This window comes from Streptomyces odontomachi, from assembly GCF_024435355.1.
In the GTDB taxonomy this organism is placed as follows: domain Bacteria; phylum Actinomycetota; class Actinomycetes; order Streptomycetales; family Streptomycetaceae; genus Streptomyces; species Streptomyces odontomachi.
The window spans coordinates 137,906-163,737 of sequence record NZ_JAMJWG010000001.1; the positions used below are offsets into that span (position 1 = coordinate 137,906).

Genomic DNA, 25,832 nt, shown 5'->3' on the forward strand with positions numbered 1-25,832 from the left:
GGACGATGACTGCTGAGACCGATCCGACCGTGCTGGTGCTGACCAGCCTTGCCGACGGGCCCAAGCACGGGTACGCGATCACGCTTGACGTGGCCGACACGGTCGGGGTCAGCCTCGGGCCCGGCACCCTCTACGGGGTGCTGTCCCGTCTGGAGGACGGCGGACTGGTCGAGGCGTTGCCCGCCGAGGGGCGGCGCCGGCCCTATCGACTCACCGCCGCCGGCCGGCAGGTGCTGACGGAGCAGGCCGAGCGGATGCGTACCGTCGCTGAACTCGGCCTTCGACGACTGGGAGCGGCAGGAGCCGGGTCATGAACGGGGGGTCGCCCTTCGAGCCGCCCGACCGGCCCGAAAGCCGGCATCCCGTCCCACCGGCCGTCGAAGCGTCGTCGGTCCGGGACGTCGACAAAGGCGGCGCACCGGGGCGGTGGAACACCACGGAGCGGCGGGCGCGGGTGCTCGTCCGGCTGTATCCACCGGCCTGGCGGGCGCGGTACGGAGAGGAGTTCCGTGCCCTGCTGGAGGACTCCGGGGTCGACACCCGGGCGGTACGCGACGTCCTGCTCGCCGCCGCCTCCGCGTGGGCGCGCCCGTCGCGGCGGCTGCACGACCGGGACGGCAGGCTGCGTGCGACGGTGGCGACCACCTGGTATGCCTGGGCACTGATGGCGGCCGGTGCGGTGCTGTTCGCCAAGCTGACCACCGACGGCGCATGGCACGCATCGGACGGCGCCGCCCGTGTGCACCCGGTGGCCGGGTGGTGCTACGACGTCTTCGTGCTGGCCTGCTGCGGGTCGGTGCTGTTGCTGACCGTGGGTGCGGCACCGCTGGCCGTCGGCGTGCTGGGCGCCGCACGCGGGGCGGGCGGGCTGCGCGCGGTCGTGGCGCTGCTCTCACTTCCCGCCACTGCCTCCCTGGGTTTTCTCGGGGTCGCGGCGGTGACCACCGCGGTCGCGGCGCGGAGCGGACCGGGCGGTGAGGGCGTCTCTGCCACGGTGTTCCTCGCCTTGGCCGTGCTCGGTACCGGCGCGGCCGTAGCCGGCGCTGCCGGGCCAGCAGCAACCCTTTCCCGCACATCACTCCGCGGGCCGGCGCTCACCACGGCGTTCGTGACGGGCGCCTGTGCGACCGCGCTCTTGGGCGTGGCGACGGTCGCGGGAATCGCCCACGAACTCATCGGCCAACCGTCCCCTTCGCGCCCCTCCTCCGCACTGACCGCGTATGGCGCCGTGATGACCACGGTCTTCTGCCTGGTGGTGACCTCCACCGTCCGCGGAGTCGGCGCCATGCGGAGGGGGAAACCCGGCCCGTGACTCTGGTCTTCGGCCCAGGCCCGCGCACGCACGGCAGGGAGTGGCACCTTGAGCTGGCGGTCGAAGGAAGGCCTCGCGTGACGTCATCGGCTATCGCTGCCCTGTCGAGAGCCGACGAGGAGGGAGGCGTCCCGAAGGCCCGGGTGAAGGCGGCGGCGATGGAGGGCAGCGTGGTGTCGCGCCTTCGAAACGGCGCTGCTCCACCGGGATGCCCAGAGGATCGGGCGACCTGCGTCATCACCGTGGCGACGCCGGTGCCGAAAGTCGGGCGCGGCGGCCTGGACGGCGGCGGTCCACCCGCGTACGGCCGGGCGCGGGCGTGTTGTGGGTTGTTCGGCCCGTAGACGGAGCAGAATGGAGCAACGGCGGGACCGTCCCCGCATGCGTCAACCCCGCGGCCGGCCCCCCGACGGCATGGGCAACCTCGGGAGGTGGCGCCCGCTATCTCGCGACAGGAGCGGGCCATTCCGTGCGATGTCCCGTGTTGAGGGCGGGCCCAGGCGGGCGAATCGGTTGGTGATCGGCGTTATCTTGTCGGGGTGAGCGATGATCCCTGGGCCAGCGCCGACCTGGCCGGCCGCTTTGTCGACGGGGCTTATGCCTCGGTGAAGGGGTACGTGCGCACCTATGTGCTGCACCGGCAGCTGCTGGAGCACCTGCCGCAGCCTCCAGCGACCGTGCTGGACGTCGGCGGCGGCGCGGGTCATCAGTCGTTTCCGCTGGCCCAGGCCGGTTACGACGTGACGTTGCTGGACTCGTCGCCGGCGATGCTGGACAAGGCTCGACAGCGACTCCAGCGCCTGCCTGATGAGGCCCGGCGCCGGGTCACCCTCGTGCAGGCCGACGGAGAGAACGCCGACGAGGCGGTGCAGGGCCGACGCTTCGACGCCGTGCTCTGCCATGGTGTGCTCGGATACCTGGAGCAACCGGAACCACTGGTCAACCAGCTGTGCCAGTGCACTGCCGACGGTGGCGTGGTCTCGATCATGACGGGCAACGCCAAGGCGAGCGCGGTGCGCCCGGCCCTGGAACGACGGTGGGACGACGCTCTGGCCTCGTTCGACGCCACGACCGAGATCGGGGTGCTGGGAGTGTCGGGTCGAGCCGACACCGTAGAAGAACTCAGCGAGCTCACGCGCAGCCGCGGAGTGGAGCCCCTGCGCTGGTACGGCGTATGGCTGTTTGTCGACTGGCTGGAGTTCAGCGGAGCCGAGCTGGACCCGACCGACTCACCACAGGTGGCGGCGACGGCCGCAGTCGAACTTGAGGCCAGCCGACGAGACCCCTACCGCCAACTCAGCCGGGTCTTCCACCTCGTGGGGCGCAAAAAGCTCCAAGCTGACGACTGACAGCTGCTCAGGGCGAGAACTGGTCATTCGCGCGGCCGGCGGGAGTTCGTGCCTGCGAAAAGCGCGGTGATGTCCGGTTCGTGATTGTGGTTGCAAGCAAAATCACGTGCCTTCGTGGCCGAAGCGACCCGGGCGGACGGCGCCACAGCGATTCTCAAGGTGCTGGTGCCAGGCGTGGGGAACGACTCCTCCAATGAGGCGGTGGCACTCCGCATCGTCGGAGGAGAAGGATGCCCGGCGCTCTACCGGTATGACGCCGACCGGGGTGCCCTGCTCATGGAACGACTGGGGCGGCCGTGCCACGCTGACCGAACCCGCCGTGCTGGCAAGGCCGCTCGGGGACCTCCCGGCGACTTACGTCAAGTGCACGCTCGGTGATCCCGAGCCGAGCGACGGCGTAGCCGAGTTGCTGACCAGCGGGCGCTGGCGGCTGATCGAGTTGGACACGGGCCACTGGCCGATGTTCTCCCGGCCACGTGAACTGGCCCAGGTCCTCCTCGACATGGCAGGGGCTTGACCGCAGTTCCATGCGGCTCGTTGCCCCCGTGCCAGGGCAGGGCGCCGCAACCGCCCAGTTGTAGTGACCACCCTTGCCTCATCCCCTGACATGTGATCATGTTCATGATCATGAGTCATACCATTGAGGCAGCAGGGGCACAGGCGTGCAGAGTGGCGGTTGGCCCGTGAACCGCCGCAGCCCCGCACGCGAGAGCCCCGCACGCGAGCAGGGCCGGATATCGCGGATGCTCCGTGATCACCCGGAGCTGCGGCTGCTGTCGTACATGACGCTGGTCAACATGTTCGGCACCGGCATGTTCCTGGCCACCCAGGTGATGTTCTTCACCAGGGTCGCCGGGCTCACCGCGGGTGAGGTGGGTCTCGGGCTTGCGGTCGCGGGGACGTGCGCGGTGTTCGCCGGTGTGCCGCTCGGTCGTTCGGCGGATCGCCTGGGGCCGCGGCGGGTGCTGCTCGTGCTGCTGGTCACCGCCGGCGTGGGCACGGCCGGCTATCTCGTGATCAGTTCACTCGTGATGTTCATCGTGCTGGTCGGGGTCGTCAACGCGGTCGGCCAGGGCAGCAACGCCGTACGGGGCGCGTTGATCGCGGCCGTGGTCCCGGGCGCCGAGCGCGTCACCGTGCGGGCGTGGCTTCGTACGGTGGCCAACATGGGGACCGCTGCCGGGGCGGCAGTGGCGGCGGTCGCGCTACAGATCAACTCCCGTGGCGCCTATGACGTCGTCATCGTCGCCGACGCGCTGACGTTCCTCGTGACCGCCGCCATCCTGGTGCGGCTGCGGATACCCGAGGGAGCACTCGGCGGTGTCCCGCGGCAGCGAGCAGGGGTGGCCACACCACGGCGCCGGCGCGCCCTGGCCGATCGGCCCTATCTCCTCGTCGCGGCGCTGAACGGTGTGATCGCCGCCCATTCGGGGGTCCTGGAAATCGGGGTCCCGCTGTGGATAGCCGGCTCCACGAACGCCCCCAGGTGGCTCATCTCGGCGTTGCTGGTGGTCAACACGGTGATGGTCGTGACGTTGCAGGTGCGTGCCAGTCGCGGCATCGACGATCCGGGCCAGGCGGCGGTGGCGCTGCGTCGGACGGGGATCCTGCTCGCGGTCGCGTGCGTCGCCTTCGGCCTGGCACAGGGGCTTTCGGTGTTTCCGGCGGTGCTGGTCCTGCTGGTGGCAGGAGCCGTCTACACGGTCGGTGAACTGCTGTCGGCCTCGGCCGGGTGGGTGCTCAGCTACGACCTGGCCGACCCGGCCGCACACGGGGAGTACCAGGGCGTCTTCACCAGTGCGACCGCGGCCGGAGCGCTGGTGAGCCCACTGCTGGTGACCGGGACGGCCATCCGGTACGGCATGCCGGGTTGGCTGATGCTGGCAGGGCTGTTCCTCGCGGGAGGCTTTGCGTGCGGGCCCGCCGTGCGCCGCGCCGAGGCGCACGTCCTGGCCGAAACCGACAGGGTGAAGTGAGGATCCGACCGATGCGCACACTGCTGATCGACAACTACGACTCCTTCACCTACAACCTGTACCAGCTGCTCGGCGAGGTGAACGGCGAACCACCCACGGTGGTGCGGAACGACGCCGACTGGGCATCCGTGCCGCTTGACGACTTCGACAACGTGGTCATCTCGCCCGGACCCGGCAGGCCCGATCGCGAGCGGGACTTCGGCGCCAGCGCAGCCGCCATCCGGGACTCGAAACTGCCGGTCCTGGGGGTCTGCCTGGGACACCAGGGGATCTGCCACCTGTTCGGCGGGCGGATCGCCCACGCACCGGTACCCATGCACGGCCGCATCGACAAGGTGCACCACACCGGCGACGACCTCTTCGCCGGGATCCCGAGTCCGTTCTCGGCGGTGCGCTACCACTCCCTTGCCGTGACGACCCTGCCCGACGACCTGGAGGCCGTCGCCTGGACCGAGGACGGCGTGCTCATGGGAGTGCGGCATCGTCACGCACCGATGTGGGGCGTCCAGTTCCACCCGGAGTCCATCGGTACCGAGTACGGCCGTGAGCTGCTGGCCAACTTCCGGGACCTGACCCGGGTCCACGGCCGCACGGTCGAGCCGCTGCACCTGCACGTCCGCCAACTGGATCACCTCCCTGACGCCGAGGCCGCCTACAGCGAGCTGTTCGCCGGCCACCCGTACAGCTTCTGGCTGGACAGCAGCGACCGCACCGCGGACCGCGCCCGGTTCTCCTACCTGGGTGACGGCGCCGGCCCGCTGGCCGAGTTCGTCACCTACCGGGTCTCCGAGGAGCAGGTCACCGTGCATCGCGCGGGTGGCGAACCCCGGCGCGTGCGCGCACGGGTCTTCGACTACCTCGACGAGCGGCTGCGCAGCCGGGCCACCACGGCCGACCCGACGCTGCCGTTCGACTTCGAGTTGGGCTACGTCGGCTTTCTCGGCTACGAGCTGAAGGCCGAGACCGGGGGCGATGCCGTGTACGAGGCACCGACCCCGGATGCCGCGTTCCTGTTCGCGGACCGGGCCCTGGTCATCGACCACGCCGAACGCTCCAGCTACCTGCTGTGCCTCAGCCACAGCGAGTACGACGGCGAGGCGACCCGGTGGCTCGACACCACGGCCGACCGGGTGCGGTCGTTGCCCACCGAGACCGGCATCCGTCCGACACCCCTGGTGGCCCCACCGGTCGAGCAGCTCGCGCTGCGGCACGACCAGGAGGCGTATCTCGCCCTCATCGGCGCATGTCTCGCCGAGATCCACGACGGTGAGACCTACGAGGTGTGCCTGACCAACATGGCCGAGTCACGCCTGACGATCGACCCGCTCGCCACCTACAGCCGGCTGCGCCGGCTCAGCCCGGTCCCCTACGGTGCCCTGCTCGCGTTCCCCGATCTGGCGGTGCTGTCGGCCTCGCCGGAACGGTTCCTGACCATCGGGTCCGACCGTGTCGTGGAGTCCAAACCCATCAAGGGCACCCGTCCGCGCGGCACCACGGAAGCCGACGACGAGGCCCTGTGGAAGGAGCTGGCGACCAGTGAGAAGGACCGTGCCGAGAACCTCATGATCGTCGACCTGATCCGCAACGACCTGGGCATGGTCTGCGAGCAGGGCTCGGTGACCGTACCGAGGTTGTTCGACGTGGAGACGTACGCACCGGTCCACCAGCTGGTCTCCACCATTCGCGGCAGGCTGCGCGACGACACCTCGTCCGTCGACTGTGTCCGTGCCGCGTTCCCCGGCGGCTCCATGACCGGGGCGCCCAAGAAGCGCACCATGGAGATCATCGACCGGCTGGAGAACGGCCCACGCGGCGTCTACTCCGGTGCCCTCGGGTGGTTCTCCCTGACCGGCTCCGCGGACCTCTCCATCGTCATCCGCACCATCGTCGCCACACCGTCCGGCACCAGTTTCGGCATCGGTGGCGCGATCGTGGCGCTGTCGCAGCCGGGCGAGGAGTTCGAGGAGATCATCGTGAAGTCGCGCGCCATGGCCGCGGCCATGCACAGATGCCCCCAGGAACCCGACCCCGCCACGCGGCAACCCCGGCCAGCACAGTCCACGCCGACTCCTGACAACGGAAAGGAAATCCATGAGTGATCTGGACGCACTGCGTGATCGGCTTGACGACGCCGACCGGCGCATCCTGGAGGCCATTGCCGACCGGTTCGAGATCATCCGCGCGATCGCCGCCTACAAGGGCGCGAACGACGTCCCCATGATGCAGCCGGCCCGGGTGTCGGTCGTCCAGGAACACTACGCACAGGCCGCCGACCGGATCGGCATACCGTCGGAGCACCTGCGTTCCGTCGCCACCTCCCTCATCGCGGCCGCATGCGATCTGGAGACCCGGCTGATGGCGGACGGCGAACCGCTGAACACCCCAGAGCACGGTTGAGGACGGCCCATGCGAGTTCTGGTGATGTGCCGGGTGTCCGACCGGCTCGCGCGCTACGCCGACGGAATCGACCACACGACGCACGACGTCACGTACGTGGGCACCGCCGAACAGGTCGCGAGGCTGCCGCCCGATCTGCCCGGCTCCCGTCTCGTCCGTCCAGGCGTCGCGAACAGCGCCGACGAGATCCTGACCGCCCTGTCCGGTCGGTCACGACCTGACCTGGTGGTGGCGCTGTCCGAGTTCGATCTGATGGACGCCGCTCGCGTCCGCCAGGAACTGGGGGTCCCCGGGGACGATCCGGCTCAGGTGAGGCTGGTGCGCGACAAGGTGGCGATGAAGACCGCGGTACGGCAGGCCGGGCTGCGCGTACCACGGTTCCTTCCGCTGCCGGACGCGCTGGCGCGGCAGGACGGCGTTCCCTGGACCGGCGCCACCGTGGTCAAACCGCGAGCCGGCCTTGCCAGCATCGACGTGGACGTCTTCGACACACCGGACGCCGCACTCGCCGCGCTCCGGGGCGGGGCGCATGCGCGGGCGGGCGTCGACGACTTCGAGATCGAGGAGTTCGTCGCCGGTCCGATCATCCACGTCGACGGCGTCGCGGTCGCGGACAAGCCGGTCGCGCTCCAGGTCAGCCGGTACGTGGGCACGTGCCTTGGGTACGCGCGCGGGAAGCCCCTGGGGTCGGTGCAGATCGACACCGATCCGGCCCTTGTCGAGTGGGCCACCGCATGCCTGCACGCAGTACGCATCGGCACCAACATCTTCCACCTCGAAGCCATCCACGGCCCGGACGGACCGGTCTTCCTGGAGGTCGCCGGCCGGTTCGGTGGGGCCGGTGTCGTCGAGACGTTCGAACTGGCCACCGGGGTCCACCTGCCGTCGACCGTGCAGAAGTACTGGACCAATCCAGAACACGTCGACATCAGCATGCGTGAACCCCGCCCGGACGGGCGTTACGGCTGGTTCGTCTGGCCCGGTCACCACCTCGACGGCGACTCCTGCGCCATCGACGATCCGACCGGCACGCTCACTCACCCGCTCGTCCGACGCCACGTCCGACGGCGCCCCACCGAGCCCCTCACCAGGGACATCACCTACCAGGAAGACAGGGCGCCGCTGTCCGGCACGATCGGCCCGGCGTCGTCGGAGCAACTCGAACGGTACCTGCACCGGCAGTTCACCACGGCCCGCATCTCGGCCCGCGCGCCCGGTCGACACCCCTGACCGTCGCGGTGGCGGCACAACCGCCCACGGCGGGGCGGACCGTTCACATCCGCCCCGCCCATGCCGGATCCCTCGAACCCCTCGCCTGGTGCTGGTGCTGTGACCGCGAAGGTTTCCCGGGTTCCCGGCCGGTCCCGGAAGCAGCTCCCAGCACTCGAGCTATGGTTCTGGCCATGTCTGGACCAACTGCCGCCCCGTTACCTGTCACTGCGGACGACGTTGTGCAAGCAGTCCGACTCGCCGTCGCCACTCTCCGGGAGGTACCCCCGGGCGTCTGGGACGGCAAGGCCGGCTCGCTGGAGTGGGACTGCTGGGAGACAGTCGAGCACATCGCCAACGACCTGCTCTACTACGCCGTCCAACTAGGCCCCGACAACCCTCCGCTGGACACCCACGTCCCCTTCGAACTGAGGCACAGGAGGCCGGGCGCTCCGGCGAGCTTTGCTTTCGCGGAGCGCGACTCCGGACCGGCCGGCCTGCTGCAAGTGCTGGAGGCCACCGGCGCGCTGCTGGTCGCCATGGTGCGTACGACGCCGTCGGAGACCCGAGCCCACCACGGCGCCGGGGTGTCCGACCCAGAAGGGTTCGCCGCGATGGGCGTCGTGGAGACCCTGGTGCACATGCACGATCTCGCTGAGGGACTCGGTCTCGCCTGGACCCCGCCCGCGGATCTGTGCTCGCGCGTGCTCACCCGGCTGTTTCCGGATGCCCCGTCGACCACGGACCCCTGGCCCACCCTGCTGTGGGCCACCGGACGCGCCGAACTCCCCGGCCAACCTCGCCTCACCACATGGCGCTGGCACAGCACGCCCCGGTCATAGCTCTCGGACGGATCCGACACAGCCCGTGATGTCGGGTGGGACGCGGGCCCAAGGGCCTCGGCCGGCCGCCGGACGGACCCGCCGTGTGCAGCGGAGACCGGCACACGGCGCGACGGGTTCGACCCCCTCCGTACCGTGTGAGGCTCCTCAGGTCAGGCGGAGCTCGCAGCGGGCGCTCGCAGAGGAGTCGGTGCCGACGTACAGGTCGATGCGGCCGCGCTCCACGACATATGTTCCGGACGGGTCGTTGGTCCAGAAGCCGAGGTCCTCGGCGCCGAGGCGGAAGCGCACCGCGCGCTCTTCGCCGGGCCCGAGGGTGACGCGCTCGAAGCCGCGCAGCCTGCGCACCGGCTGGGTGACGCTCGCCGCCACGTCGTGGACGTACAGCTGGACCACCTCGTCGCCGATCCGTTCGCCGGTGTTGGAGACCGTCACGGTCAGCTCGACGCTCTCGCCTCGCGCGAGCGCATCCACCGCTATCTCCTCGCGGCTGAGCTGCGGTTCGCCGGTCGCGAACGTCGTGTAGCTCAAGCCGTACCCGAAGGTGAACTGCGGCCCACCGGGCAGGTCCAGGTACTTCGAGACGTACCTCTCCACCGGGTCGTACGGGCGGCCGGTGGACTCGTGGTTGTAGTAGAGCGGGATCTGCCCGACGCTCCGCGGGAAGGACACCGGCAGCTTGCCCCCGGGGTTGACGGCCCCGAAGAGGACGTCGGCGATGGCGTGGCCGGCTTCGATGCCCGCGTGCCACGCTTCCAGGACAGCGGGCGCGGCGTGCAACCAGCCGCCGATCGTGAGCGGACGCCCGTTGACGAGGACCACCACGAACGGCTTACCGGTGGCGGCCACCGCCTCGATCAGCCGATGCTGGCCGTCCGGTAGATCGATGTCGCTGCGGGCCGCGGCCTCACCGCTGAGGCCCGAGTGCTCGCCGACCACGACGACGGTCACATCTGCGGCGCGTGCGGCGGCGGCAGCCATGGCGGGGTCGGCGCCCGAGTGGCGGACGTCCGCACCGGGTGCGGCCTCGCGGACGGCGTCCAGCACGCTGACCGTCTCGAAGCGCAGCCGGCCGGGGCCCGCCCATGTGCCGTGCTGGTCGGCGCAGTCGGCGAACGGACCGACCACGGCGATCGACGTGGCGGAGGGGGCGAGGGGGAGTACCGCATCGTCGTTCTTGAGCAGCACCATCGAGCGCGCTGCGGCGGCGCGCGCGGCGGCCCGTGTGGCGGCGGTGGGCCCGGTGATCTCTGCGGACTCGTCCGTGTACGGGTTGGTGAACAGCCCCAGGGCGAACTTCAGGCGGAGGACACGGGCGACGGCGTCCTCCAGGCGGTCCATGCCGATGCGGCCGGCGGCCAGCAACTCGGCGCCGTGGTCCGCGAGGTGGGTTGAGACCATCTCCATGTCCAGGCCATGGGTGAGCGCGAGCGCGGCGGCCTCCGCGCCGTCCTCGGCGAAGCCGTGCGCGACCAGCTCGGCGACGCCGGTGTAGTCGCTCACCACGAACCCGTCGAAGTCCCACTCCTGTTTCAGGATGGTGGTCATGGTGTGTGCGTTGGCGTGTGCAGGTACTCCGGCGACCGTGTTGAACGCGGCCATCACGGTGGCGGCGCCGGCGTCGATCGCGGCCTTGAAGGGCGGCAGGTAGTGGTTGCGCAGCCGCTGCTCGGAGACGTCGACGGTGTTGTAGTCACGGCCGCCCTCAGCGCCGCCGTACGCGACGAAGTGCTTGGCGCAGGAGGCGATCCGGTCCTTCGAGGCGAGGCCGGAGCCGTCCGCCGGTCCCTGGTACCCGCGTACCTTGGCCACTGCGACCACCGCGCTGAGGTACGGGTCCTCGCCGGAGCTCTCCGCGATGCGGCCCCAGCGCGGCTCGTGGGTGACGTCCATCATCGGGGAGAAGGTCCAGTGCACCCCCTGGGAGCGGGCCTCGGCCGCTGACACCTCGGCGTCCGCCGCGGCCACCGCCGGGTCGAAGGCCGCGGCCTGGGCCAGCGGAATGGGGAAGGTCGTCCAGAAGCCATGGACCACATCGAGGCCGAACAGGATCGGGATGCCGAGCCGGGACTCCTCCACGGCAAGGCGTTGCAGGTCGTTGGTCCACTTCGCGCCGTTCAGGTTGAGCACTGAGCCCAGCCGTCCGGCGCGGGCCGCAGCTTCGATCTCTGCGGTCTGGCCGCCGCCGGGGCCGGTGTCGCCGGTCCACGTCAACTGCTGTAGCTGCCCCAGCTTCTCCTCCGCAGTCATCCGGCCGAGGAGTTCCTTGACCTGGTCGTCGTGCGATCGGAGCATGTCGAGCCTTTCGTTGCCTGGTGCCGGACGGGAAGACGTGACGCTGCCGTGCGGACCAGGCGAGGTCCGGTGCAGTGGTCGACCACACCCGGCCTGCGGGGCGGGGGAGAGGCGACCTCCCTGGGCCATGTCCCAGGGGAAGCGACCGCCCCGATGGCGCTGCGGTCGACACGCACTATGTTGCGGCTCTCCTTGTGAAGCGATTAGCGTCGTCCGCAGTTGAATGTAAGCGCATTCAGACGGTGTGGCAAGAGTCCGCAGTGCGCGCGTCGCAGGGCGGCGCGCGCGCCTCACGGGCCGGGAGCTGGGAGGTACCTCCATTGGGCGAGAGCGAGCACCCGTTGCGGGTCATGACCTTCAACATGCAGGTGGACCGGGGAGACCCGCCGCACAACTGGCGGGAACGCCGGGCCTCGGTGGTGGCGATGCTGCGCCGCGAGCGACCTCATCTGCTCGCCACCCAGGAAGGCCTCCGACACCAGGTCACCGACGTGCAGGACGGCCTCGGCGAGCAGTACGCGTGGACCGGCGAGGGCCGCGAAGGGGGTTCCAGGGGCGAGCACATGGCTGTCTTCCACGACCGCGAACGGCTCGCGCCGGTGGCCCACGGCCACTTCTGGCTCTCCGACACACAACAGGTGGCGGGCTCGGAGACCTGGGGCGGAGCCTGTCCTCGCATGGTCACCTGGGTCCGCTTCCGCGATCTGGCCACCGGGGCGCAGTTCCTGCTCGCCAACACCCACTTCGACCATGTGAGCGCTTACGCCCGGTCCCGGTCCGCCGACCTGCTCGCCGAACGCCTCGAGGTCCTGGCGCCCGCCATCTCCCGTCTCGTCACCGGCGATTTCAACACCCCGGCAGGCGATCCCGAGGTGCATGGCCCGCTCCTCGGGAGGGCCTCGCTCGTCGACAGCTGGGAAGTCGCTGAACAGCGCGGTCCCGCCCACGGCACCTTCCACGACTACCGGCCGCCCGAGCCCGACGGTCCCCGTATCGACTGGATCCTCGCCTCGCAGGGCACTCGGGTGCGCTCCGCCGCCGCCGTCCTCCCCGCGCCCGGCGACCGCGCTCCGAGCGACCACCTACCCGTCACCGCCGTCCTGCACCCGGCCACCCTGCCCTGACCTCTGGAGGAACCCCTTTCATGCACCCTCGCCCACCCGCCACCGAGTGGCTCGCCGCCGCCGTCCTCTACCAGATCTATCCGCAGTCCTTCGCCGACTCGGACGGTGACGGCATCGGCGACTTCGCGGGCATCGAGGCCAGACTGGACTACCTGGAATGGCTCGGTGTGAACACCGTCTGGTTCAACCCCTGCTTCTCCTCGCCGTTCAACGACGCCGGCTACGACGTCGCCGACTACCTCAATGTCGCCCCGCGCTACGGCACCAACGAGGACCTGACCCGGCTCACCGAGGCCGCAGGGCGCCGTGGCATACGCGTGCTGCTCGACCTGGTCGCCGGCCACACCTCCGACCAGCACCCCTGGTTCAAAGCCTCGGCGAACGACCCGTCCGACCAGCGGTTCATCTGGGCCGACAGCACCGAGGCACCCGAGGGGTTCGTCGCCTCGCCCGGCAGCCGCCCGGGCTTCTACCAGCCCAACTTCTTCGCGTCCCAGCCCGCCCTGAACTTCGGCCACGCCCGCATGCACCCCGACGAGCCCTGGCGGGTGCCCGTCGACGCGGACGGACCGCGAACCAACCGTCAGGCGCTGCGCGACATCATGGACCACTGGCTGAACCTCGGCCTGTCGGGCTTCCGCGTCGACATGGCCGCCTCTCTCGTCAAGGACGACCCAGGTCACGCCGAGACGGCCGGGTTGTGGCGCGAACTGCGCGGCTGGCTGGACGAGAAGCATCCCCACGCGGCCCTGCTGTCCGAGTGGGGCGACCCGAAGCACGCAGTGCCGGCCGGGTTCCACGCCGACTTCTTCCTCCAGTTCGGCTCCCGCGCCGACGGCCTCCCGCTGCGTTCGCTGTGGAACAACTGGGAGGGCACCGTCAACGAGGCATGGACGCCGCTGGAGCCGTACTTCGGCGCCAAGGGCGAGGGCACGCCCCGGCTCTTCCTCGACGCCTGGCGCGAGACCACCGAGGCCGTCGGCGACGCCGGATTCATCTCCCTGCCCACTGCCAACCACGACTTCTCCCGGCTGGCCTGCGGGCCCCGCACGGCCGAACAGCTGCCCGCGGCCTTCGTGTTCCAGCTCACCTGGCCCACGCTTCCCGCGATCTACTACGGCGACGAGATCGGTATGCGGTACGTCCCAGGCACCCCGACCCGTGAGGGCAGCCGGCTCGGCCCGCGCTACGACCGGGCCGGCTCACGCACCCCCATGCAGTGGGACCACTCGCCCAACGCGGGCTTCTCCACCGCCTCGACCGATGACCTGTACCTACCGCTCGACCCGGACCCGGCCCGTCCGACGGTCGCCGCGCAGCGCGCCGACGAGGGTTCTCTGCTGCACCTGGTCCGCCGGCTGATCGCGCTGCGCAAGGCCACGCGTGAGCTGGGCGCCCGAAGCGGCACGGAGGTGCTGCACGAGGGCTACCCCCTGGTGTACGTGCGAGGGGGACGCTTTCTGGTCGTGGTCAACCCCCGCAGCGGGGCGGCCGAGTGCACTGCCCCAGCGTGCGCCGCCACCGCCGTGGAGGCTTCCGGTGTCGAGGTCGACGACGGCCGGATCCGTGCCAGCGGCTTCGGCTTCGGCATTTTCACCATCGAAGCCACCTGACCGTTCCGGACACCGCTCGCGCCTGCCCCGGACCCTGCTCCGTCCGGGGTGGACGCCGTCCCGGCGCCAGAACGGTATAGCGGGCGAACCGGCCGCGCACGAAGGTCCCGAGGGTGGTCATCGAGCTGGTCGCCGAGGGTCGTGTCGAGCCAGCCGTTGAAGTCGGTCAGCACGACGTCAGATGTGCTCGGGCGTGTCCCCGAAGCGCAACTGGAGTGCCGTGAGTTCCTCGGTGAGGCGCTTCACGAGCTGCGCGCACTCGGGGTCGGCATGGCGGTTGTGCAGCTCGTCCGGATCCGCGACCAGGTCGAACAGCTCCCACTCGGGCGTGCGCCGCTCGTCCCTGGCGCCGACCTGGCCGGAGCCGTGGCCGGGGTAGTGGATCAGCTTGTGGGTGTGGGTGCGGATGCCGTAGCTCGCCTGCACGTTGTGGCAGACGTCGAGGTGCTCGAAGTAGCGGTAGTACATCGACTGCCGCCAGTCGTCGGGCACTTCGCCGCGCAGCAGCGGCAGCAGGCTGCGGCCCTGCATCCGTGGATGCGCCGGCGCGCCCGCCAGGTCGAGGAAGGTCTGTGCGTAGTCGACGTTGATGACCAGCTCGTCGCAGGTCGAACCCGGTTGCACCACGCCCGGCCAGCGGACCACGAGCGGGATGCGCAGGGACGGGTCGTACATGAACCGCTTGTCGAACCAGCCGTGTTCCCCCAGGTAGAAGCCGTGGTCCGAGGTGTAGGCGACGGCCGTGTCGTCGGTGAGCCCGGTGATGTCGAGGTAGTGCAGGACCCTGCCCACGTTCTCGTCGAGGGCGGCGACGACCCGCAGGTACTCCTTGATGTAACGCTGGTAGCGCCACTCGCGCTCCGCGCGCTGAGAAAGCCCTGCCGGCACGGGCGCCTTGAGGTCCTGCGGCTGAAGATCACTCATCCGCATCTCGGCCTCGCCCGCCGCCCGTGCGCGCTCGCTGTAGTCGTCGTGCAGCGTCGCCGGCGCGGGGACGTCCACGTGCTCGTAGAGATGGCGGTGCCGCTCAGCCGGCTCGAACGCCCGGTGCGGGGCCTTGTGCTGGATCAGCAGGGCGAACGGCCTGTCCGGGTCCCGCTTGTCGAGCCAGTTCAGGGCCAGCTCGGTGATGATGTCGGTGACGTAGCCGGAGTACTGGCGTGCACCGTCGCGCGCGACGAAGCGGCTCACAGGGCCGGGGGCGGAGGGCAGCCGCAGCTCTCGCGCAGCGTCACGGAGACGGGCAACTGCCGGTACTCCAGTGGCCGTTCACGATTCGCCAGGCGGGCCGCCAGCAGTTCCACCGCCGCGACGCCCAGCTGCCCCATCGGCTGCCGTACGGTCGTCAGCGTCGGGCGCACCAGGCGGCTCAGCGGGATGCCGTCGAACCCGGTGACCGCCATGTCGCGCGGAACCGAGATGCCGCGCTCCACCAGGGCGTGCAGTCCTCCCACCGCCATCTGGTCGTTGGCGAAGACCAGGCCCTGCGGCCGCTGTGCGGTGCCCCGGTCAGCGTCGAGCAGCTCCGCGACCGCCTTGCGTCCCGCGGCCTGCGTGAGGTCGCCACGCGCGTCGGGCGCCTCGGGCAGCGGCAGCCCTGCCTCCAGGTGCGCCGCCTGGAAGCCGCGGAAACGTCCCTCGCCGTCCGGGGAGTCCGGCGGGCCGCCCACGAAGGCGAGACGCTGCAACCGATGCGCCAGCAGCAGATGACGGGTGAGCTCCAGGACGCCGTCGAAGTTGGCCACCTCGACATGGTCCAAGCCGTCGAAGCGCTCCCCGGCCAGCATCACGACGGGGATCCGGCGCGTCACCACGTCCAGGTCGTCGGCGCGCATCGGCTGGGCCAGCACGGCGAGCCCGTCCACGCGTCCGGCGACCTCCGTGAGGCGCCGTCCCGCCTCGTCGGCGTGCGCGGCGGAGATCAGCAGGGCGTAACCGTGCCGCCGCGCGGCGCGCTCCATGCCGCGCACGACTTCGTCGGAGTAGAGCGTCAACTCCCCGGAGTCGGCCGTCGGCGAGTTGTCCGCCTCGTTGTCGTGGAAGTCGGGGTAGCACAGTCCGAGCACTCCGGTGGAGCGGCTGGCCAGGCCGCGCGCGCTGCCGCTGGGCACGTACCCGAGGTCCCGCGCGGCCGCGAGGACGCGTTCACGCGTCTCCTTGCGCACCGAGTCGGGGTTGCGGTAGACGCGCGACACCGTCGCGATGGACACCTCCGCCCGCTCTGCGACGTCGTACACCGTGGGCGTGCTCATCTGGCCGAGTCACCTCTCCTGACCGTGTCTGTGCCGCGATGGTGCCATACGGTGCGGACACTCGTGAAAGCGCATTCAGCTTAGGTGTGAATCCTGTACGGCGGCAGCGGGGTTTCGTAGGTCGTCAGCAGGCCGACAGCAGGTCGTCAGCAGGTCGTCAGTGACGAGGGCGGACGGCTGGACGGCGTGGCGACTCGCCGCGGTCCGAGGGCGTGCTGGGGAAAGTTCGCGTGCCCCGTTGCGGAGTGGGCCGGTCACGTATCCGCCCCGACGGGTGCGTGTGGACAAGATGGCAAGACAAGATCGCAAGACGTACGCCCTCCCGCACGAACCGCGCCCGCTGCGCAGACGAGGTGTCCACCGCACCATCCCGGACCAGGCCGATCAGGCGTGTCACCGCAAGCAGCGCGGTTCCCCGCGGTTCGCCCCGGTCGACCACCGCGAGCGTCACGCGGTCGAGGCGGACGGACGGCCGCTGCACCGGCAGCCTCATCGCCCGCTGCCCGACCGCGCTCGCCCTGGTGCCGGCGATCGTCACACGGCAGCGGCATGCGTGGTTTCGCGCTGCCCGAGCGGTGGGCGCTGGACCGGTGGGTGGAGTAGTGCGCGGCGGCAGGTGCGTGCCCAGCGTTCCGTGATCGCGTGCATTCCGGGCATGCGGATACCGGTGAGCACCACTTCGATCCCGATATCCGCGAGGCTCGCGTCGAACAACTGGGGATACTCGCCGTCCTGGTCCTGGTCCTGGTCCCGGTCCTGGTCCACCGCGAAGACGGATCATCGATGTCCGGTTGCTCGGCCAGGTACTCCACCGGCTCCGGCGGCATGGTGGTGTCGGCGGTGTCGCTGGGATCGCCGAGATGAGGACCGGACCGCCAGTGGTCCCCGCGGTCAGCCGGGCGGGTTGCGACGGGTGCGCAGCGCCAGTACCAGGCAGACCGTGGTCGCGGCGATGGCGAGTGAGGCGGGCAGACGTGCCCATGAGGTGCCAGCGACCGGCGCCTGGGCGGCCAGCAGTACTGCTGCGGTCGCGGCGGCGGCCGTCAGGGCGGGTGTGGTCTGCGGGCGGCTGGGCGGGGCGGTGACACCGGCCGTCCACGCGTCGGTGACGAGCAGGTAGGCGAGTAGCAGGACGGCTGTGCAGACGACCAGCCAGAGCGCGGGGCCGGTGGCCGCGGCGACCACGATCGCCGCGGCCGGCAGCACGGTCGTCCTGCGACGGGCCGCGATGCTCCGCCAGCGCATGGCGGTCGAGACGGGGCGCGCGTCCACCATCGGCGCGGCCCACCACGCGGCCGCCGCCGCCCCGACCACCAGCACCTTGACCGGTAGCGGTGCGTAAAGGGCGGCCGGCGGGTTGCAGGCGGCCACGGCAAGAGCCGTTCCGAGCAGCCGGTCGGTGATGCGGGAGGTGAGACGTCCGAAGAGCAGGGCGGCACGGCTGCCAGCGGGGCGCCGGCCTGGCCGGGCGATCCGGGTGGGGGCGGTGGTCATCGGGTCCCCCCGTGGATGCGGGTGCGCAGCAGCGGCGCAAGGGCAAGGTCGAGGGTCTCACCGGGCCGATGGGCGACGACCGCGATGCCGCGCTCCACCAGGGCGAACCGCATGGCGTCGCGGTCGGCCCGCCACAGCCGCAGCGCGAGTTCGGCTTCGGTGTCGCCGGGTTCCACGACGGGGTCGCCGGTGGCGACCTCGACCACGACCATCGGGTTGGCCCGTCCACGCACCTGGTGCAGGATGTCGAAAATCCGCTGGTCGGTCAGCGGCGTGATGACGTACACCAGCGCTCCTTCGGGCAACGCGGGCAGTGGGAGCCGGCTGAGTCCCTCCGTACGGTATGCGAGGTCCTTGCGGACCTCCAGCACGCTCTCGACGATGCGGTAGAAGTACCCCTGGCCGCTGCCCGGTTGCAGCCAGCGGGTCGCGCCCCCCACCGACACGACGCCGACCCGGTCGTGGGTGCGCAGGTAGGCGCGGACCAGCCCGGCAGCGGCCCGGAAGGTCTCGTCGAGCGAGGACGTGCCGGTGACCGGGTCGACCACGTCGGCGAGCGCGTCCAGCAGTACCACGGTGTCGGCGGTGCGCTCCGCGGCGAACTGGTGGACCTGTAGGGTGCCGCGGCGTGTGGTGGCCGGCCAGTGGATCCGCCGCTGCCGTTCGCCGCGCACATACGGGTGCACGCCGGTGACCTCGACGCCCTCGCCGCGCTGCTCCGCAGCGTGCTCGCCGAGCCGTTGCGGCAGCCGGACCGGGATGGGCGTGAGGCCGGCGTGTGCGGCCAGCGGGAAGACGGCGACCTCTCCGAGTTCGGCCCGGACGGTGCGCCGGGCCAGCCCGCCTTTGTCGTAGACGTCGACGTCGACCGTGCCGAGCGTCCAGCGGCCCCAGCGCTGCACGGCCAGGAGGAGATCGACGCGGTGCGGGCCGACCGCGAGATGGTCGAGCCGGACCCCGTGACCGAGGGTGACGCCGGGGTCCAGGCGGCCGGGCGCACCGTCGTAGGACACCGTGATCCGCACCGTCACCTGCTCGCCCTCGAAGCACCGCCGCGGCTCCACCTCGGCCTCGGCCGTCACCGCCTCCGGGCGCGGCCCGCTCGGCAGGGCGAGGGCGAGCAGCACCAGGGGCGCGGCGGCCAGGGCGAGTACCCAGGGGCGCCCGGTGACCAGCGCGGCGGCCAGCGCGACGACGACCAACGTGCCCAGCCGCAGGGCGCGTTCACCGGCGCGCCAGCCCAGCGGGGGCGGCGGGGGTGGGGCGGTCACGCCGTGGCGGCCGTCCAGGGCCCGTTGCACGGCGGCGGCAGCTCTGCGGGCCGGCACGGGCCCCGTCATGACGCGCTTGGCGTGCGCGGCAAGGTCTGCGGGGCGTGCACGGACTGCACGATCTCGCGCATCACGTCGTCGCCGTCGATCTGCCGGACCCACAGCTCCGGTTTCAGGGTGACGCGGTGCGCGAGGGCCGGCACCGCCACGGACTTGACGTCCTCCGGGGTCACGTAGTCCCGCAGGTCCAGGAGGGCACGGGCGCGGGCGAGCTGCACCAGGGCCAGGCCGCCGCGCGGAGAGGCGCCGACCTGGATCTGCGGGTGCGCCCGGGTGGCGCGGACCAGCGCGATGACGTACTCCAGCAGGTCGTCGTCCACCTCGACACGTTCGACGGCGGCTCGCATGGCCAGCACCTCGCCCGGGCTGCTGAGCGTGCGCAGCACGGCTTCGGGCGCCGCCCGGTCGAGGCGCGCGCGTAGCATGCCCGCCTCCTCGGGCGCCGTCAGATATCCCATACGAACCCGCAGCAGGAACCGGTCGAGCTGGGCCTCGGGCAGGGTGTACGTGCCCTCGTACTCGATCGGGTTGGCGGTGGCGACGACCACGAAGGGCTCCGGAAGCGACCGGGTGCTGCCGTCGATGGACACCTGGGCTTCGGCCATCGCCTCCAGCAACGCGGCCTGGGTCTTGGGCGGGGTGCGGTTGATCTCGTCAGCGAGCAGCAGGTGGGTGAAGACCGGTCCGGGCCGGAAGACCATGTCGGCGGTCCGCTGGTCGTAGAACGGAGCTCCGGTGACGTCGGAGGGCAGCAGGTCGGGGGTGAACTGGATGCGGCGAAAGTCCAGGCCGAGCGTGGTGGCGAAGGAGCGTGCCAGCAGCGTCTTGCCGAGTCCCGGCAGGTCCTCGATGAGGACGTGGCCGCCGGCGAGGATGCCGAGCATCACCAGTGCCAGCGGTTCCGTCGTGCCGACCACGGCCGTGTGGATCTCGTCGAGCACGGCCGCGGCCCTCTCGCCCGCCTGTCGGGGCGTCAGGGCGTCGTGGTCCGGTATGGGGTGCGGGCTGGTCACGGTCGGTTCCTCACGGGGCGGGGTCGGGATGCGCGGGCTGCGGGGGTCGGGCGCAGCACCATCGGTCATAGGGCTTCCAGGCGGTCGAGCAGGGAGCGCAGGACGGGCTCGGGGAGAGTGGGCTGCGGAGCGGTCGCCTCAGGATCGATCCACGGCCACAGGTCGGCTCCGACCAGCGACCTGGCCCGCTGCGGGTTCCGGTACATCGCCACGCCGTGCCGTTCGGCCAGCCGGGCGGCGAACAGCCGCTGCAACTGTGGCCGCAGGACGGTGTCGAAGTGCGCTTCGCCGTCGTCCGCCAGGGTCCTGGCCACGATGCGCCGCCACGCGCCCAGCGCCGGGGCTCGGCCGCCCAGCAGGCGCACCGGCCCGCGATAGCTGCTGTCCTGGGCGCCGCCGCCTGCGGCATAGCGCCCCAGGACCAGCGCGACCGCGGTGATGAGGGCGAGGCCGGCGGCGGCCGCGGCGGCACCGTCGGCCAGGGCGAGTAGCACTTCGGCCCCGACCGCGACGATGCCCAAGGCGGCCAGCGAGTGACGTACGGAACCGGGCGTTGGCCGCACGGAGCCGACGAAGGCCCGTATCCGGGTGGCCGCCTTCACGAGGCACTCGTCATGGCTTCGGGCCCGGACGTCCGCGAGCGCAGGCCGTCGGCGATCGCAGCGAGCGCGGCCGCGGCCCGGTCACGGTGGCTGCCGTCCATCGGGTGCGTGGAGTAACGGGCCTCGCGGAACAGGGCGGTGAGCTCGGTGGCGGCCGCCCCCATCGGCAGGCCGGCGGTGACGGCCCGCTCCAGCAGGTCCTGCGGGCTGTCCGAGGCGCGCCGGGTCACGCCGGATTCGACGAGCGACTTCTCCATGGCGGCATAGCAGGCGATGACGGCTGCGCGGGCGTCGGTTCCGTCCAGCAGGGCACGGCGCCCGGAGTCCACGGCCTGGGCCAGGCGTTCCTGCTCGTCGTCGAGCGTCGCGTACGTCGCCGCGGTTTCGAGCGCCGGCGGCCGGGTCAGATACCGCCACAGGTGCAGCCCGGCGATCACGAGGACCACGACAAGCAGGGCGACGCCGAGACCGAGCAGGATGCGCATGAGCCCGAAGTGCATGCTGTGGTCAGCGCGCCCGGCATGCTGTGCGGGTGGCAGGCTGGGCACCCCTTCCTGCCGCGGGCTGGGCGGCAACGACTCGTGCCCGCCCCGGTGGTCGCTGCCGGACGAACCGAACCGGTGCAGGACCAGGACGAGCAGCGGGACGACCAGCACCGCGGCCAGCAGGACATGGCTTACGGCGTCGACCACCCGCTGTTCCACCGGGTTGAGTTCCCGGGCGGCGCCGACCTGCTCCCGGTACTTCTCGCGCAGCGCCAAGCCGCCGAAGAGCGACAGCAGGGCGAGGCCGACCACGAGGACGGGATTGCCGCCGAGCGGCCCGCGGCCCTTGGCCAACAGTCCCGTGTCGGGGTGCAGCAGCAGTGCTCCCAGGGCCGCTCCGCCCACCACCAACACCGTCAACGCGGCCTGTGCGGTGCCGATCGTGCTGTGCCACCGTCGCCCGCGCGTCGTACGCTCCCGCCCCACCGCCGCCCCCTCCCTTGTGATCGGCAGCTTCGCACACCAGTCGGCGGCGTGTCAGTCGGTGCCCGCCGGACTCGTCCGGTCCAGGCCGGGGGACGGCGGCATCGACGAGCGGGCGCAGGCCCGGGCTGCACGGTGCACGGCTGCATGGCTGAAGGTCGCCGCTCACCCAAGCTGGCCGCTGCACGCGGCGGCCATCGGCACCTCGCGGTCCGTCTGATCGACCTGCGGCAGGCTGATTGACCCACTGACGGCGCCCTCCTACGAAGGTTCGGCCCATCCGGGGGAGTGCCCCGGCCGGCCTGGGCGAGCAGTGCGCCGCGCCTGGCGGCGTACCGATTTGTTCGATTTTCGAGGCCAGGGCCGCGCCCCTTCGGCGACTGCCCCGTGGGACTGAGCGTCCTACTCGGCCGCCGCGAGCTTCGGGCGGCCATTCCGCCTGCCGACGCGGCCATACCCTTTGACCTGTGCAAACGCGCATCTGAGGCAATCCGGGGTCGACCGTTTGCGGTACGTCCGACGTGCCGCTTCGGGCGCGTCCGGCACACGCTTCGGACGTGAGCGATGAGTTTGGGCGGCGGATCGGGTCTGTCCTGGCATGACTCGCATCATCGCTGAGAGCTCGATCTCCCTGGACGGCTTCGTCACCGGGCCTGCCCCCGGCCCGGACAGCGGCAAGAACCCCGACGTCGTCCTCAGAGGCGGCGCCACGATGGGACCGGCGCGCAACGCCGGGCCGGTCGACGCGCTGACGCTGCACCTCCCGCCCCCGGTGCCGGGTTCCGGGGCGCCACTGCTCACCGGCACAGTGCCGCGCACGCTGGCGCGGCGGAGCGTGCCCCCGACACCGACCGCGACGCACCTGACCTACGGCCTCCTGGGGTGATCCGATGACCACAGTCAACGCCAATGAGATCGCCTTGGGCATCGAGTCGTTCGGCGACGACGACGCACCACTCGTGCTGCTCGCGGGCGGGACGACGATGCTCTCCTGGCCCGACGCGCTGTGCGAGCGCCTCGCCGCCGGAGGTCGCCGCGTCGTGCGCTACGACCTGCGCGACAGCGGGGGGTCGACGACGATGGACCCGGAGGCGCCCGCCTACACCCTGCGCGACCTCGCCGCCGACGCGGCGGCCCTTGCTGACGCGCTCGGGGGCGGGCCCGCGCACCTCGCGGGGATCGGCGTCGGCGGAATGGTCGCCCAGGTGGCCGTGCTCGACCACCCGGGCGCGTTCTCGGCGCTCACCCTGGTCGGCACCCGCGCGGTTGCCCCTGGCCCACCCGACGATGACCTCCCCGACCATGACCAGGCGACGATGAGCCGGCTGTTCGCGCATCCGATGCCCGACTGGACCGACCGCGAGGCAGTGGCAGAGTTCGCGGCCACCGGCGCGGAGATCCTCGGCGACGACCCCGCCGCCGCGCGCGCAATCGCCGCGCGAGTCTGGGACCGCACGCCCGGCACCGCACCCCCGGTCCAGATGGCCAACCAGATGGGCATGGTGTTCTCCAGGCTCGACTGCAAACCCCGCTGGCGGGAGCGTCTGCACGAGATCGCGGTCCCCACGCTCGTCGTCCACGGCCGCCGCGACCGGTTCTTCCCCGTCGGCAACGGCGAAACGATCGCGCGCGAGATCTCCGGGGCACGGCTGCTCGTCCTCGAGGACGCCGCCACAGCGATCCCCGATGCGGCGGCCGGCGAGGTCGCCGAGGCGATGCTCGCGCTCGGGTAGAGGACGCGACGACCGCGCCTTCCGCGCTGCGATGAGCGCCACAAGGACGTCGACCCGGCGTTGCCTCGACCCGGTCCGGCACATCCAGGGCGGCGACGCCGTCCTGGACGAAGGGGAGCAGGCGGTGGGGGGAGATCGAGGACGCCGTCGAGCGGGCCGACCGGGAAGATCGACGACGCGGTAGGCCAGCGCTGGCAGCCGCAGGTGCGCAGGCGCCGGCGGCGCCAGGCGGCCACCACGGGCGGGATCACGGTGGAGACGAGGGCCCGGTTCGGCTACACCGCGCCGATCGGCACGACCGACGACGGCCGCTTCCGCCGCTTCACCGTGCACCGCCTCACCGTGCACCTCCCTCCGGCGTACGCACAGCGCCTCTTCGACCACGTCCGGTCACGTGGGCGAGGCGCGGTGGCAGGGAGCGTCCTCGAAGGCGCGCACGGTCAGGGGTCCGCCGGCGTCAGGTCCTGCAAGCCCACCACCCGCAGCAGCTGCAAGCGCTCGTACGACTCCGTGCCCGGGCGGGCCGTGTGGATGACGAGCTGCTGGTTGTGGTCGGAGTTGACGAGGACCTCGCAGTCGAGTTCGAGGATGCCGATCGCAGGGTGCCGGAAGCGTTTCGTGGCGGCACGGCGCACGGCGACCTCGTGTTCGTCCCAGAGGCGGGTGAACTCCTCGCTTGTGGCGCGTAGTTCGGCTACGAGGGCGGCGGGTTCGGGGTCCGTGGGGCGGGCCGAGGCCACTGCTCGCAGGCCGGCCACCTGTTCGCGGGCGCGCTCGGGGCGGTCCTCGGGCGGGAACAGCTCCTGGGCCGTCGGGTCCAGGAAGAAGCGGCGGATCATGTTGCGTCCTCGGGGCGGGCGGGCGAGGACGTCTCCGCTCAGCGCCCGTGACAGCGCGTTCTGGGCCAGGACCTCACCGCAGTCGGTCACCACCATCGCCGGGGTGTCGTGCAGCCGGTCCAGCACCAGGAGCAGGCCCGGGCGCACATGCGTGCTGGTCGCCTCGCGGCGCGGCGGCTGTTCACCGGTGAGGTGGAAGAGGTGGTCGCGTTCGTCCTCCGTCAGGCGCAGGGCGCGGGCCAGCGCGGTGAGCATCTGGCGGGACGGGGTCGGGCTCCGGGACTGTTCCATCCGCGTGTAGTAGTCCACGGACATGCCGGCCAGCTGGGCCACCTCCTCGCGGCGCAGCCCCGGCGTACGGCGCCGGGCGCCGGCCGTGAGGCCCACGTCGGAGGGGTCCAGGCGGGCGCGGGCGCGGCGCAGGAAGTCAGCGAGTTCGGCTCGGTTCACCTCTCCAGGGTGCGGGAGGCCGGTCGGCTTATCCAGGGACTCCCGATCCCCTGATGAAGAGGTCTCTCCCGGTCGCGCCCGCATCCGCCGAGGCTGGTCGTCAACGACAGGCGACACCGTGCGTGAGGAGCACATCATGCTGACTTTGGTGACCGGTACGACGGGACAGGTCGGACGCCGCTTCGTGCCGAGGCTGCTGGTACAGCGGCAGCCGGGCGAGCAGGTGCGGGTCCTGGTGCGGGACGCGGCGCGTGGCGAGCGCTTCGCGGAGCTGGGCGCCCAGGTCGCCGTAGGAGACATGCGCGATGAGGAGACACTCGGCAAGGCGCTCGTCGGCGTGGACGCCGTCGTGAACGTCGCCGCCGCCTTCCGCGGGGTGCCGGACGAGGAGGCGTGGGCCGTCAACCGGGATGCCGCGGTGGCCCTGGGCCGCGCCGCGCAGGCCTCCGGCGTGGAGCGGTTCGTGCAGGTCAGCACGAACAATGTGTACGGCGTCGGACGGGGCCGCCCGCTGACCGAGGAGGACGAGAGCCGACCGGGCGGAGAGATGTGGGGCGCCTACCCCGAGTCCAAGGCCGAGGCCGAGCGCGAACTGCTCGCGCTGGAGGGCCTGGACGTACGCATCGGGCGGCTCCCCTTCGTCTACGGTGAGGGCGACCCGCACCTCGCCAACTCCTTGCACTGGGCCGCTGGTTGGGCGCCGCACCAGCGCCTTCAGATGGCTCACCACGCGGACGTCGCCCAGGGCCTGATGCGCCTGCTGTACGCGCCGGGCATCGCCGGCCGGATCTACAACATCGCCGATGACGCCCCCGTCACGACGGTCGAGCTGTACCAGCTCAACGGTGTCGAGGTGCCCGCCGGGCTCCACGAGCTCACGGACCCCGACCCGTGGTTCGGGATCACGTCCAACCAGCGGATCCGCCGGGAGCTGGGCTTCCGGCCCATCTACCCGAGCGTCTGGACGGCCCGGGACGCCGGAGCCCTGTGACGATCACTGCGCAGGGTCAGTCCAGCCAGGAAGTCGCGCCAT

At 71.4% G+C, this 25,832-nt stretch carries 23 protein-coding genes and 2 pseudogenes; 15 read left to right on the forward strand and 10 right to left on the reverse strand.

The genetic code is table 11. The annotated features are described in order from the left end of the window. Positions 1–5: 5 nt before the first annotated feature. The 9 genes and pseudogenes from NQO67_RS00565 (at position 6) to NQO67_RS00610 (ending at position 9,085) form a co-directional block, all read left to right on the forward strand. Positions 6–314, forward strand: a complete 309-nt coding sequence (locus NQO67_RS00565; RefSeq protein ID WP_255945190.1) for a PadR family transcriptional regulator — start codon at positions 6–8, stop codon at positions 312–314. After that, positions 311–1,312 carry a hypothetical protein gene (locus NQO67_RS00570; protein ID WP_255945192.1) on the forward strand — a complete coding sequence of 334 codons (1,002 nt, stop codon included), beginning with the start codon at positions 311–313 and terminating at the stop codon, positions 1,310–1,312. Before NQO67_RS00565 ends, NQO67_RS00570 begins: the two co-directional genes overlap by 4 nt. Before the next feature lie 539 nt (positions 1,313–1,851). Further along, positions 1,852–2,661, forward strand: coding sequence for a class I SAM-dependent methyltransferase (locus NQO67_RS00575; protein ID WP_255945194.1), 810 nt, complete (start codon positions 1,852–1,854; stop codon positions 2,659–2,661). A 298-nt stretch (positions 2,662–2,959) separates the two neighbouring features. Then, positions 2,960–3,178 (forward strand): annotated as a pseudogene (locus tag NQO67_RS00585) (alpha/beta hydrolase); the annotation flags it as partial. Between the two features lie 166 nt (positions 3,179–3,344). Beyond that, a complete protein-coding gene (locus tag NQO67_RS00590) occupies positions 3,345–4,637 on the forward strand; it encodes an MFS transporter (RefSeq protein ID WP_255945196.1) in 1,293 nt (430 codons plus the stop codon). A gap of 11 nt (positions 4,638–4,648) precedes the next feature. After that, the gene (gene pabB, locus NQO67_RS00595; RefSeq protein WP_255945198.1) at positions 4,649–6,736 is read left to right on the forward strand and encodes an aminodeoxychorismate synthase component I; all 2,088 of its coding nucleotides are present in this window, start codon (positions 4,649–4,651) and stop codon (positions 6,734–6,736) included. Then, a complete protein-coding gene (locus NQO67_RS00600) occupies positions 6,729–7,034 on the forward strand; it encodes a chorismate mutase (RefSeq protein WP_255945200.1) in 306 nt (101 codons plus the stop codon). The genes pabB and NQO67_RS00600 overlap by 8 nt, the downstream gene beginning before the upstream one ends. A 9-nt stretch (positions 7,035–7,043) precedes the next feature. Next, a complete protein-coding gene (locus NQO67_RS00605; protein WP_255945202.1) occupies positions 7,044–8,264 on the forward strand; it encodes an ATP-grasp domain-containing protein in 1,221 nt (406 codons plus the stop codon). Between the two features lie 173 nt (positions 8,265–8,437). Further along, positions 8,438–9,085 (forward strand): hypothetical protein, encoded by a 648-nt coding sequence (locus tag NQO67_RS00610; protein ID WP_374118877.1) that lies wholly within the window; start codon positions 8,438–8,440, stop codon positions 9,083–9,085. A 147-nt stretch (positions 9,086–9,232) separates the two neighbouring features. On the opposite strand, the gene NQO67_RS00615 is transcribed toward NQO67_RS00610, so the two are convergent. Then, entirely contained in the window at positions 9,233–11,380 is a 2,148-nt protein-coding gene (locus NQO67_RS00615; RefSeq protein WP_255945206.1) for a glycoside hydrolase family 3 N-terminal domain-containing protein, read from the reverse strand. Positions 11,381–11,700: 320 nt separating this feature from the next. Between NQO67_RS00615 and NQO67_RS00620 the strand changes: the two genes are divergently transcribed. Both NQO67_RS00620 and NQO67_RS00625 read left to right on the forward strand, forming a co-directional pair. Further along, on the forward strand, positions 11,701–12,504 hold the full coding sequence (locus tag NQO67_RS00620) for an endonuclease/exonuclease/phosphatase family protein (protein ID WP_255945208.1): 804 nt from the start codon (positions 11,701–11,703) through the stop codon (positions 12,502–12,504). Between the two features lie 20 nt (positions 12,505–12,524). Then, positions 12,525–14,117, forward strand: a complete 1,593-nt coding sequence (locus NQO67_RS00625) for an alpha-amylase family glycosyl hydrolase (RefSeq protein ID WP_255945210.1) — start codon at positions 12,525–12,527, stop codon at positions 14,115–14,117. Between the two features lie 177 nt (positions 14,118–14,294). Here the strand turns inward: NQO67_RS00625 and NQO67_RS00630 are convergent, their stop codons facing one another. The 8 genes from NQO67_RS00630 to NQO67_RS00665 form a co-directional block, all read right to left on the reverse strand. After that, on the reverse strand, positions 14,295–15,308 hold the full coding sequence (locus NQO67_RS00630) for a sulfatase/phosphatase domain-containing protein (RefSeq protein ID WP_255945212.1): 1,014 nt from the start codon (positions 15,306–15,308) through the stop codon (positions 14,295–14,297). Next, complete coding sequence (locus tag NQO67_RS00635) at positions 15,305–16,369, reverse strand: LacI family DNA-binding transcriptional regulator (protein WP_255945214.1); 1,065 nt, start codon at positions 16,367–16,369, stop codon at positions 15,305–15,307. The genes NQO67_RS00630 and NQO67_RS00635 overlap by 4 nt, the downstream gene beginning before the upstream one ends. A gap of 534 nt (positions 16,370–16,903) precedes the next feature. Further along, positions 16,904–17,134: a hypothetical protein gene (locus NQO67_RS44105; protein WP_308295602.1), complete on the reverse strand. Its 231-nt coding sequence runs from the start codon at positions 17,132–17,134 to the stop codon at positions 16,904–16,906. A gap of 126 nt (positions 17,135–17,260) precedes the next feature. Next, the gene (locus tag NQO67_RS00645; protein ID WP_255945216.1) at positions 17,261–17,863 is read right to left on the reverse strand and encodes a hypothetical protein; all 603 of its coding nucleotides are present in this window, start codon (positions 17,861–17,863) and stop codon (positions 17,261–17,263) included. Next, a complete protein-coding gene (locus tag NQO67_RS00650) occupies positions 17,860–19,203 on the reverse strand; it encodes a DUF58 domain-containing protein (RefSeq protein WP_255945218.1) in 1,344 nt (447 codons plus the stop codon). The genes NQO67_RS00645 and NQO67_RS00650 overlap by 4 nt, the downstream gene beginning before the upstream one ends. Beyond that, on the reverse strand, positions 19,200–20,207 hold the full coding sequence (locus NQO67_RS00655; protein ID WP_374118878.1) for an AAA family ATPase: 1,008 nt from the start codon (positions 20,205–20,207) through the stop codon (positions 19,200–19,202). Before NQO67_RS00655 ends, NQO67_RS00650 begins: the two co-directional genes overlap by 4 nt. Positions 20,208–20,272: 65 nt before the next feature. Further along, positions 20,273–20,809 (reverse strand): hypothetical protein, encoded by a 537-nt coding sequence (locus NQO67_RS00660; RefSeq protein WP_255945222.1) that lies wholly within the window; start codon positions 20,807–20,809, stop codon positions 20,273–20,275. Further along, the gene (locus tag NQO67_RS00665; protein WP_255945224.1) at positions 20,806–21,780 is read right to left on the reverse strand and encodes a DUF4129 domain-containing protein; all 975 of its coding nucleotides are present in this window, start codon (positions 21,778–21,780) and stop codon (positions 20,806–20,808) included. Before NQO67_RS00665 ends, NQO67_RS00660 begins: the two co-directional genes overlap by 4 nt. Before the next feature lie 595 nt (positions 21,781–22,375). Between NQO67_RS00665 and NQO67_RS00670 the strand changes: the two genes are divergently transcribed. The 3 genes and pseudogenes from NQO67_RS00670 to tpg all read left to right on the forward strand — a co-directional run. After that, entirely contained in the window at positions 22,376–22,663 is a 288-nt protein-coding gene (locus NQO67_RS00670; protein ID WP_255945232.1) for a hypothetical protein, read from the forward strand. A gap of 4 nt (positions 22,664–22,667) precedes the next feature. Beyond that, the gene (locus tag NQO67_RS00675) at positions 22,668–23,510 is read left to right on the forward strand and encodes an alpha/beta fold hydrolase (RefSeq protein ID WP_255945233.1); all 843 of its coding nucleotides are present in this window, start codon (positions 22,668–22,670) and stop codon (positions 23,508–23,510) included. Positions 23,511–23,639: 129 nt separating this feature from the next. Continuing rightward, positions 23,640–23,891, forward strand: a pseudogene (gene tpg, locus NQO67_RS00680) (telomere-protecting terminal protein Tpg); the annotation flags it as partial. 59 nt (positions 23,892–23,950) lie between these two features. Here tpg and NQO67_RS00685 read toward each other — a convergent pair. Next, positions 23,951–24,799, reverse strand: a complete 849-nt coding sequence (locus tag NQO67_RS00685) for a helix-turn-helix transcriptional regulator (protein ID WP_255945234.1) — start codon at positions 24,797–24,799, stop codon at positions 23,951–23,953. Positions 24,800–24,935: 136 nt separating this feature from the next. On the opposite strand from NQO67_RS00685, the gene NQO67_RS00690 reads away from it, so the two are divergent. Then, a complete protein-coding gene (locus tag NQO67_RS00690; protein WP_255945235.1) occupies positions 24,936–25,790 on the forward strand; it encodes an NAD-dependent epimerase/dehydratase family protein in 855 nt (284 codons plus the stop codon). Positions 25,791–25,832: the final 42 nt, after the last annotated feature.

Bases quoted from the DNA above. Each gene is read 5' to 3' on its own strand.
- NQO67_RS00565 (WP_255945190.1), top strand. From the start codon at position 6: ATGACTGCTGAGACCGATCCGACCGTGCTGGTGCTGACCAGCCTTGCC.
- NQO67_RS00570 (WP_255945192.1), top strand. From the start codon at position 311: ATGAACGGGGGGTCGCCCTTCGAGCCGCCCGACCGGCCCGAAAGCCGG.
- pabB (WP_255945198.1), top strand. From the start codon at position 4,649: ATGCGCACACTGCTGATCGACAACTACGACTCCTTCACCTACAACCTG.
- NQO67_RS00600 (WP_255945200.1), top strand. From the start codon at position 6,729: ATGAGTGATCTGGACGCACTGCGTGATCGGCTTGACGACGCCGACCGG.
- NQO67_RS00605 (WP_255945202.1), top strand. From the start codon at position 7,044: ATGCGAGTTCTGGTGATGTGCCGGGTGTCCGACCGGCTCGCGCGCTAC.
- NQO67_RS00610 (WP_374118877.1), top strand. From the start codon at position 8,438: ATGTCTGGACCAACTGCCGCCCCGTTACCTGTCACTGCGGACGACGTT.
- NQO67_RS00615 (WP_255945206.1), bottom strand. From the start codon at position 11,380: ATGCTCCGATCGCACGACGACCAGGTCAAGGAACTCCTCGGCCGGATG.
- NQO67_RS00625 (WP_255945210.1), top strand. From the start codon at position 12,525: ATGCACCCTCGCCCACCCGCCACCGAGTGGCTCGCCGCCGCCGTCCTC.
- NQO67_RS00635 (WP_255945214.1), bottom strand. From the start codon at position 16,369: ATGAGCACGCCCACGGTGTACGACGTCGCAGAGCGGGCGGAGGTGTCC.
- NQO67_RS00645 (WP_255945216.1), bottom strand. From the start codon at position 17,863: ATGACCACCGCCCCCACCCGGATCGCCCGGCCAGGCCGGCGCCCCGCT.
- NQO67_RS00650 (WP_255945218.1), bottom strand. From the start codon at position 19,203: ATGACGGGGCCCGTGCCGGCCCGCAGAGCTGCCGCCGCCGTGCAACGG.
- NQO67_RS00670 (WP_255945232.1), top strand. From the start codon at position 22,376: ATGACTCGCATCATCGCTGAGAGCTCGATCTCCCTGGACGGCTTCGTC.
- NQO67_RS00675 (WP_255945233.1), top strand. From the start codon at position 22,668: ATGACCACAGTCAACGCCAATGAGATCGCCTTGGGCATCGAGTCGTTC.
- NQO67_RS00690 (WP_255945235.1), top strand. From the start codon at position 24,936: ATGCTGACTTTGGTGACCGGTACGACGGGACAGGTCGGACGCCGCTTC.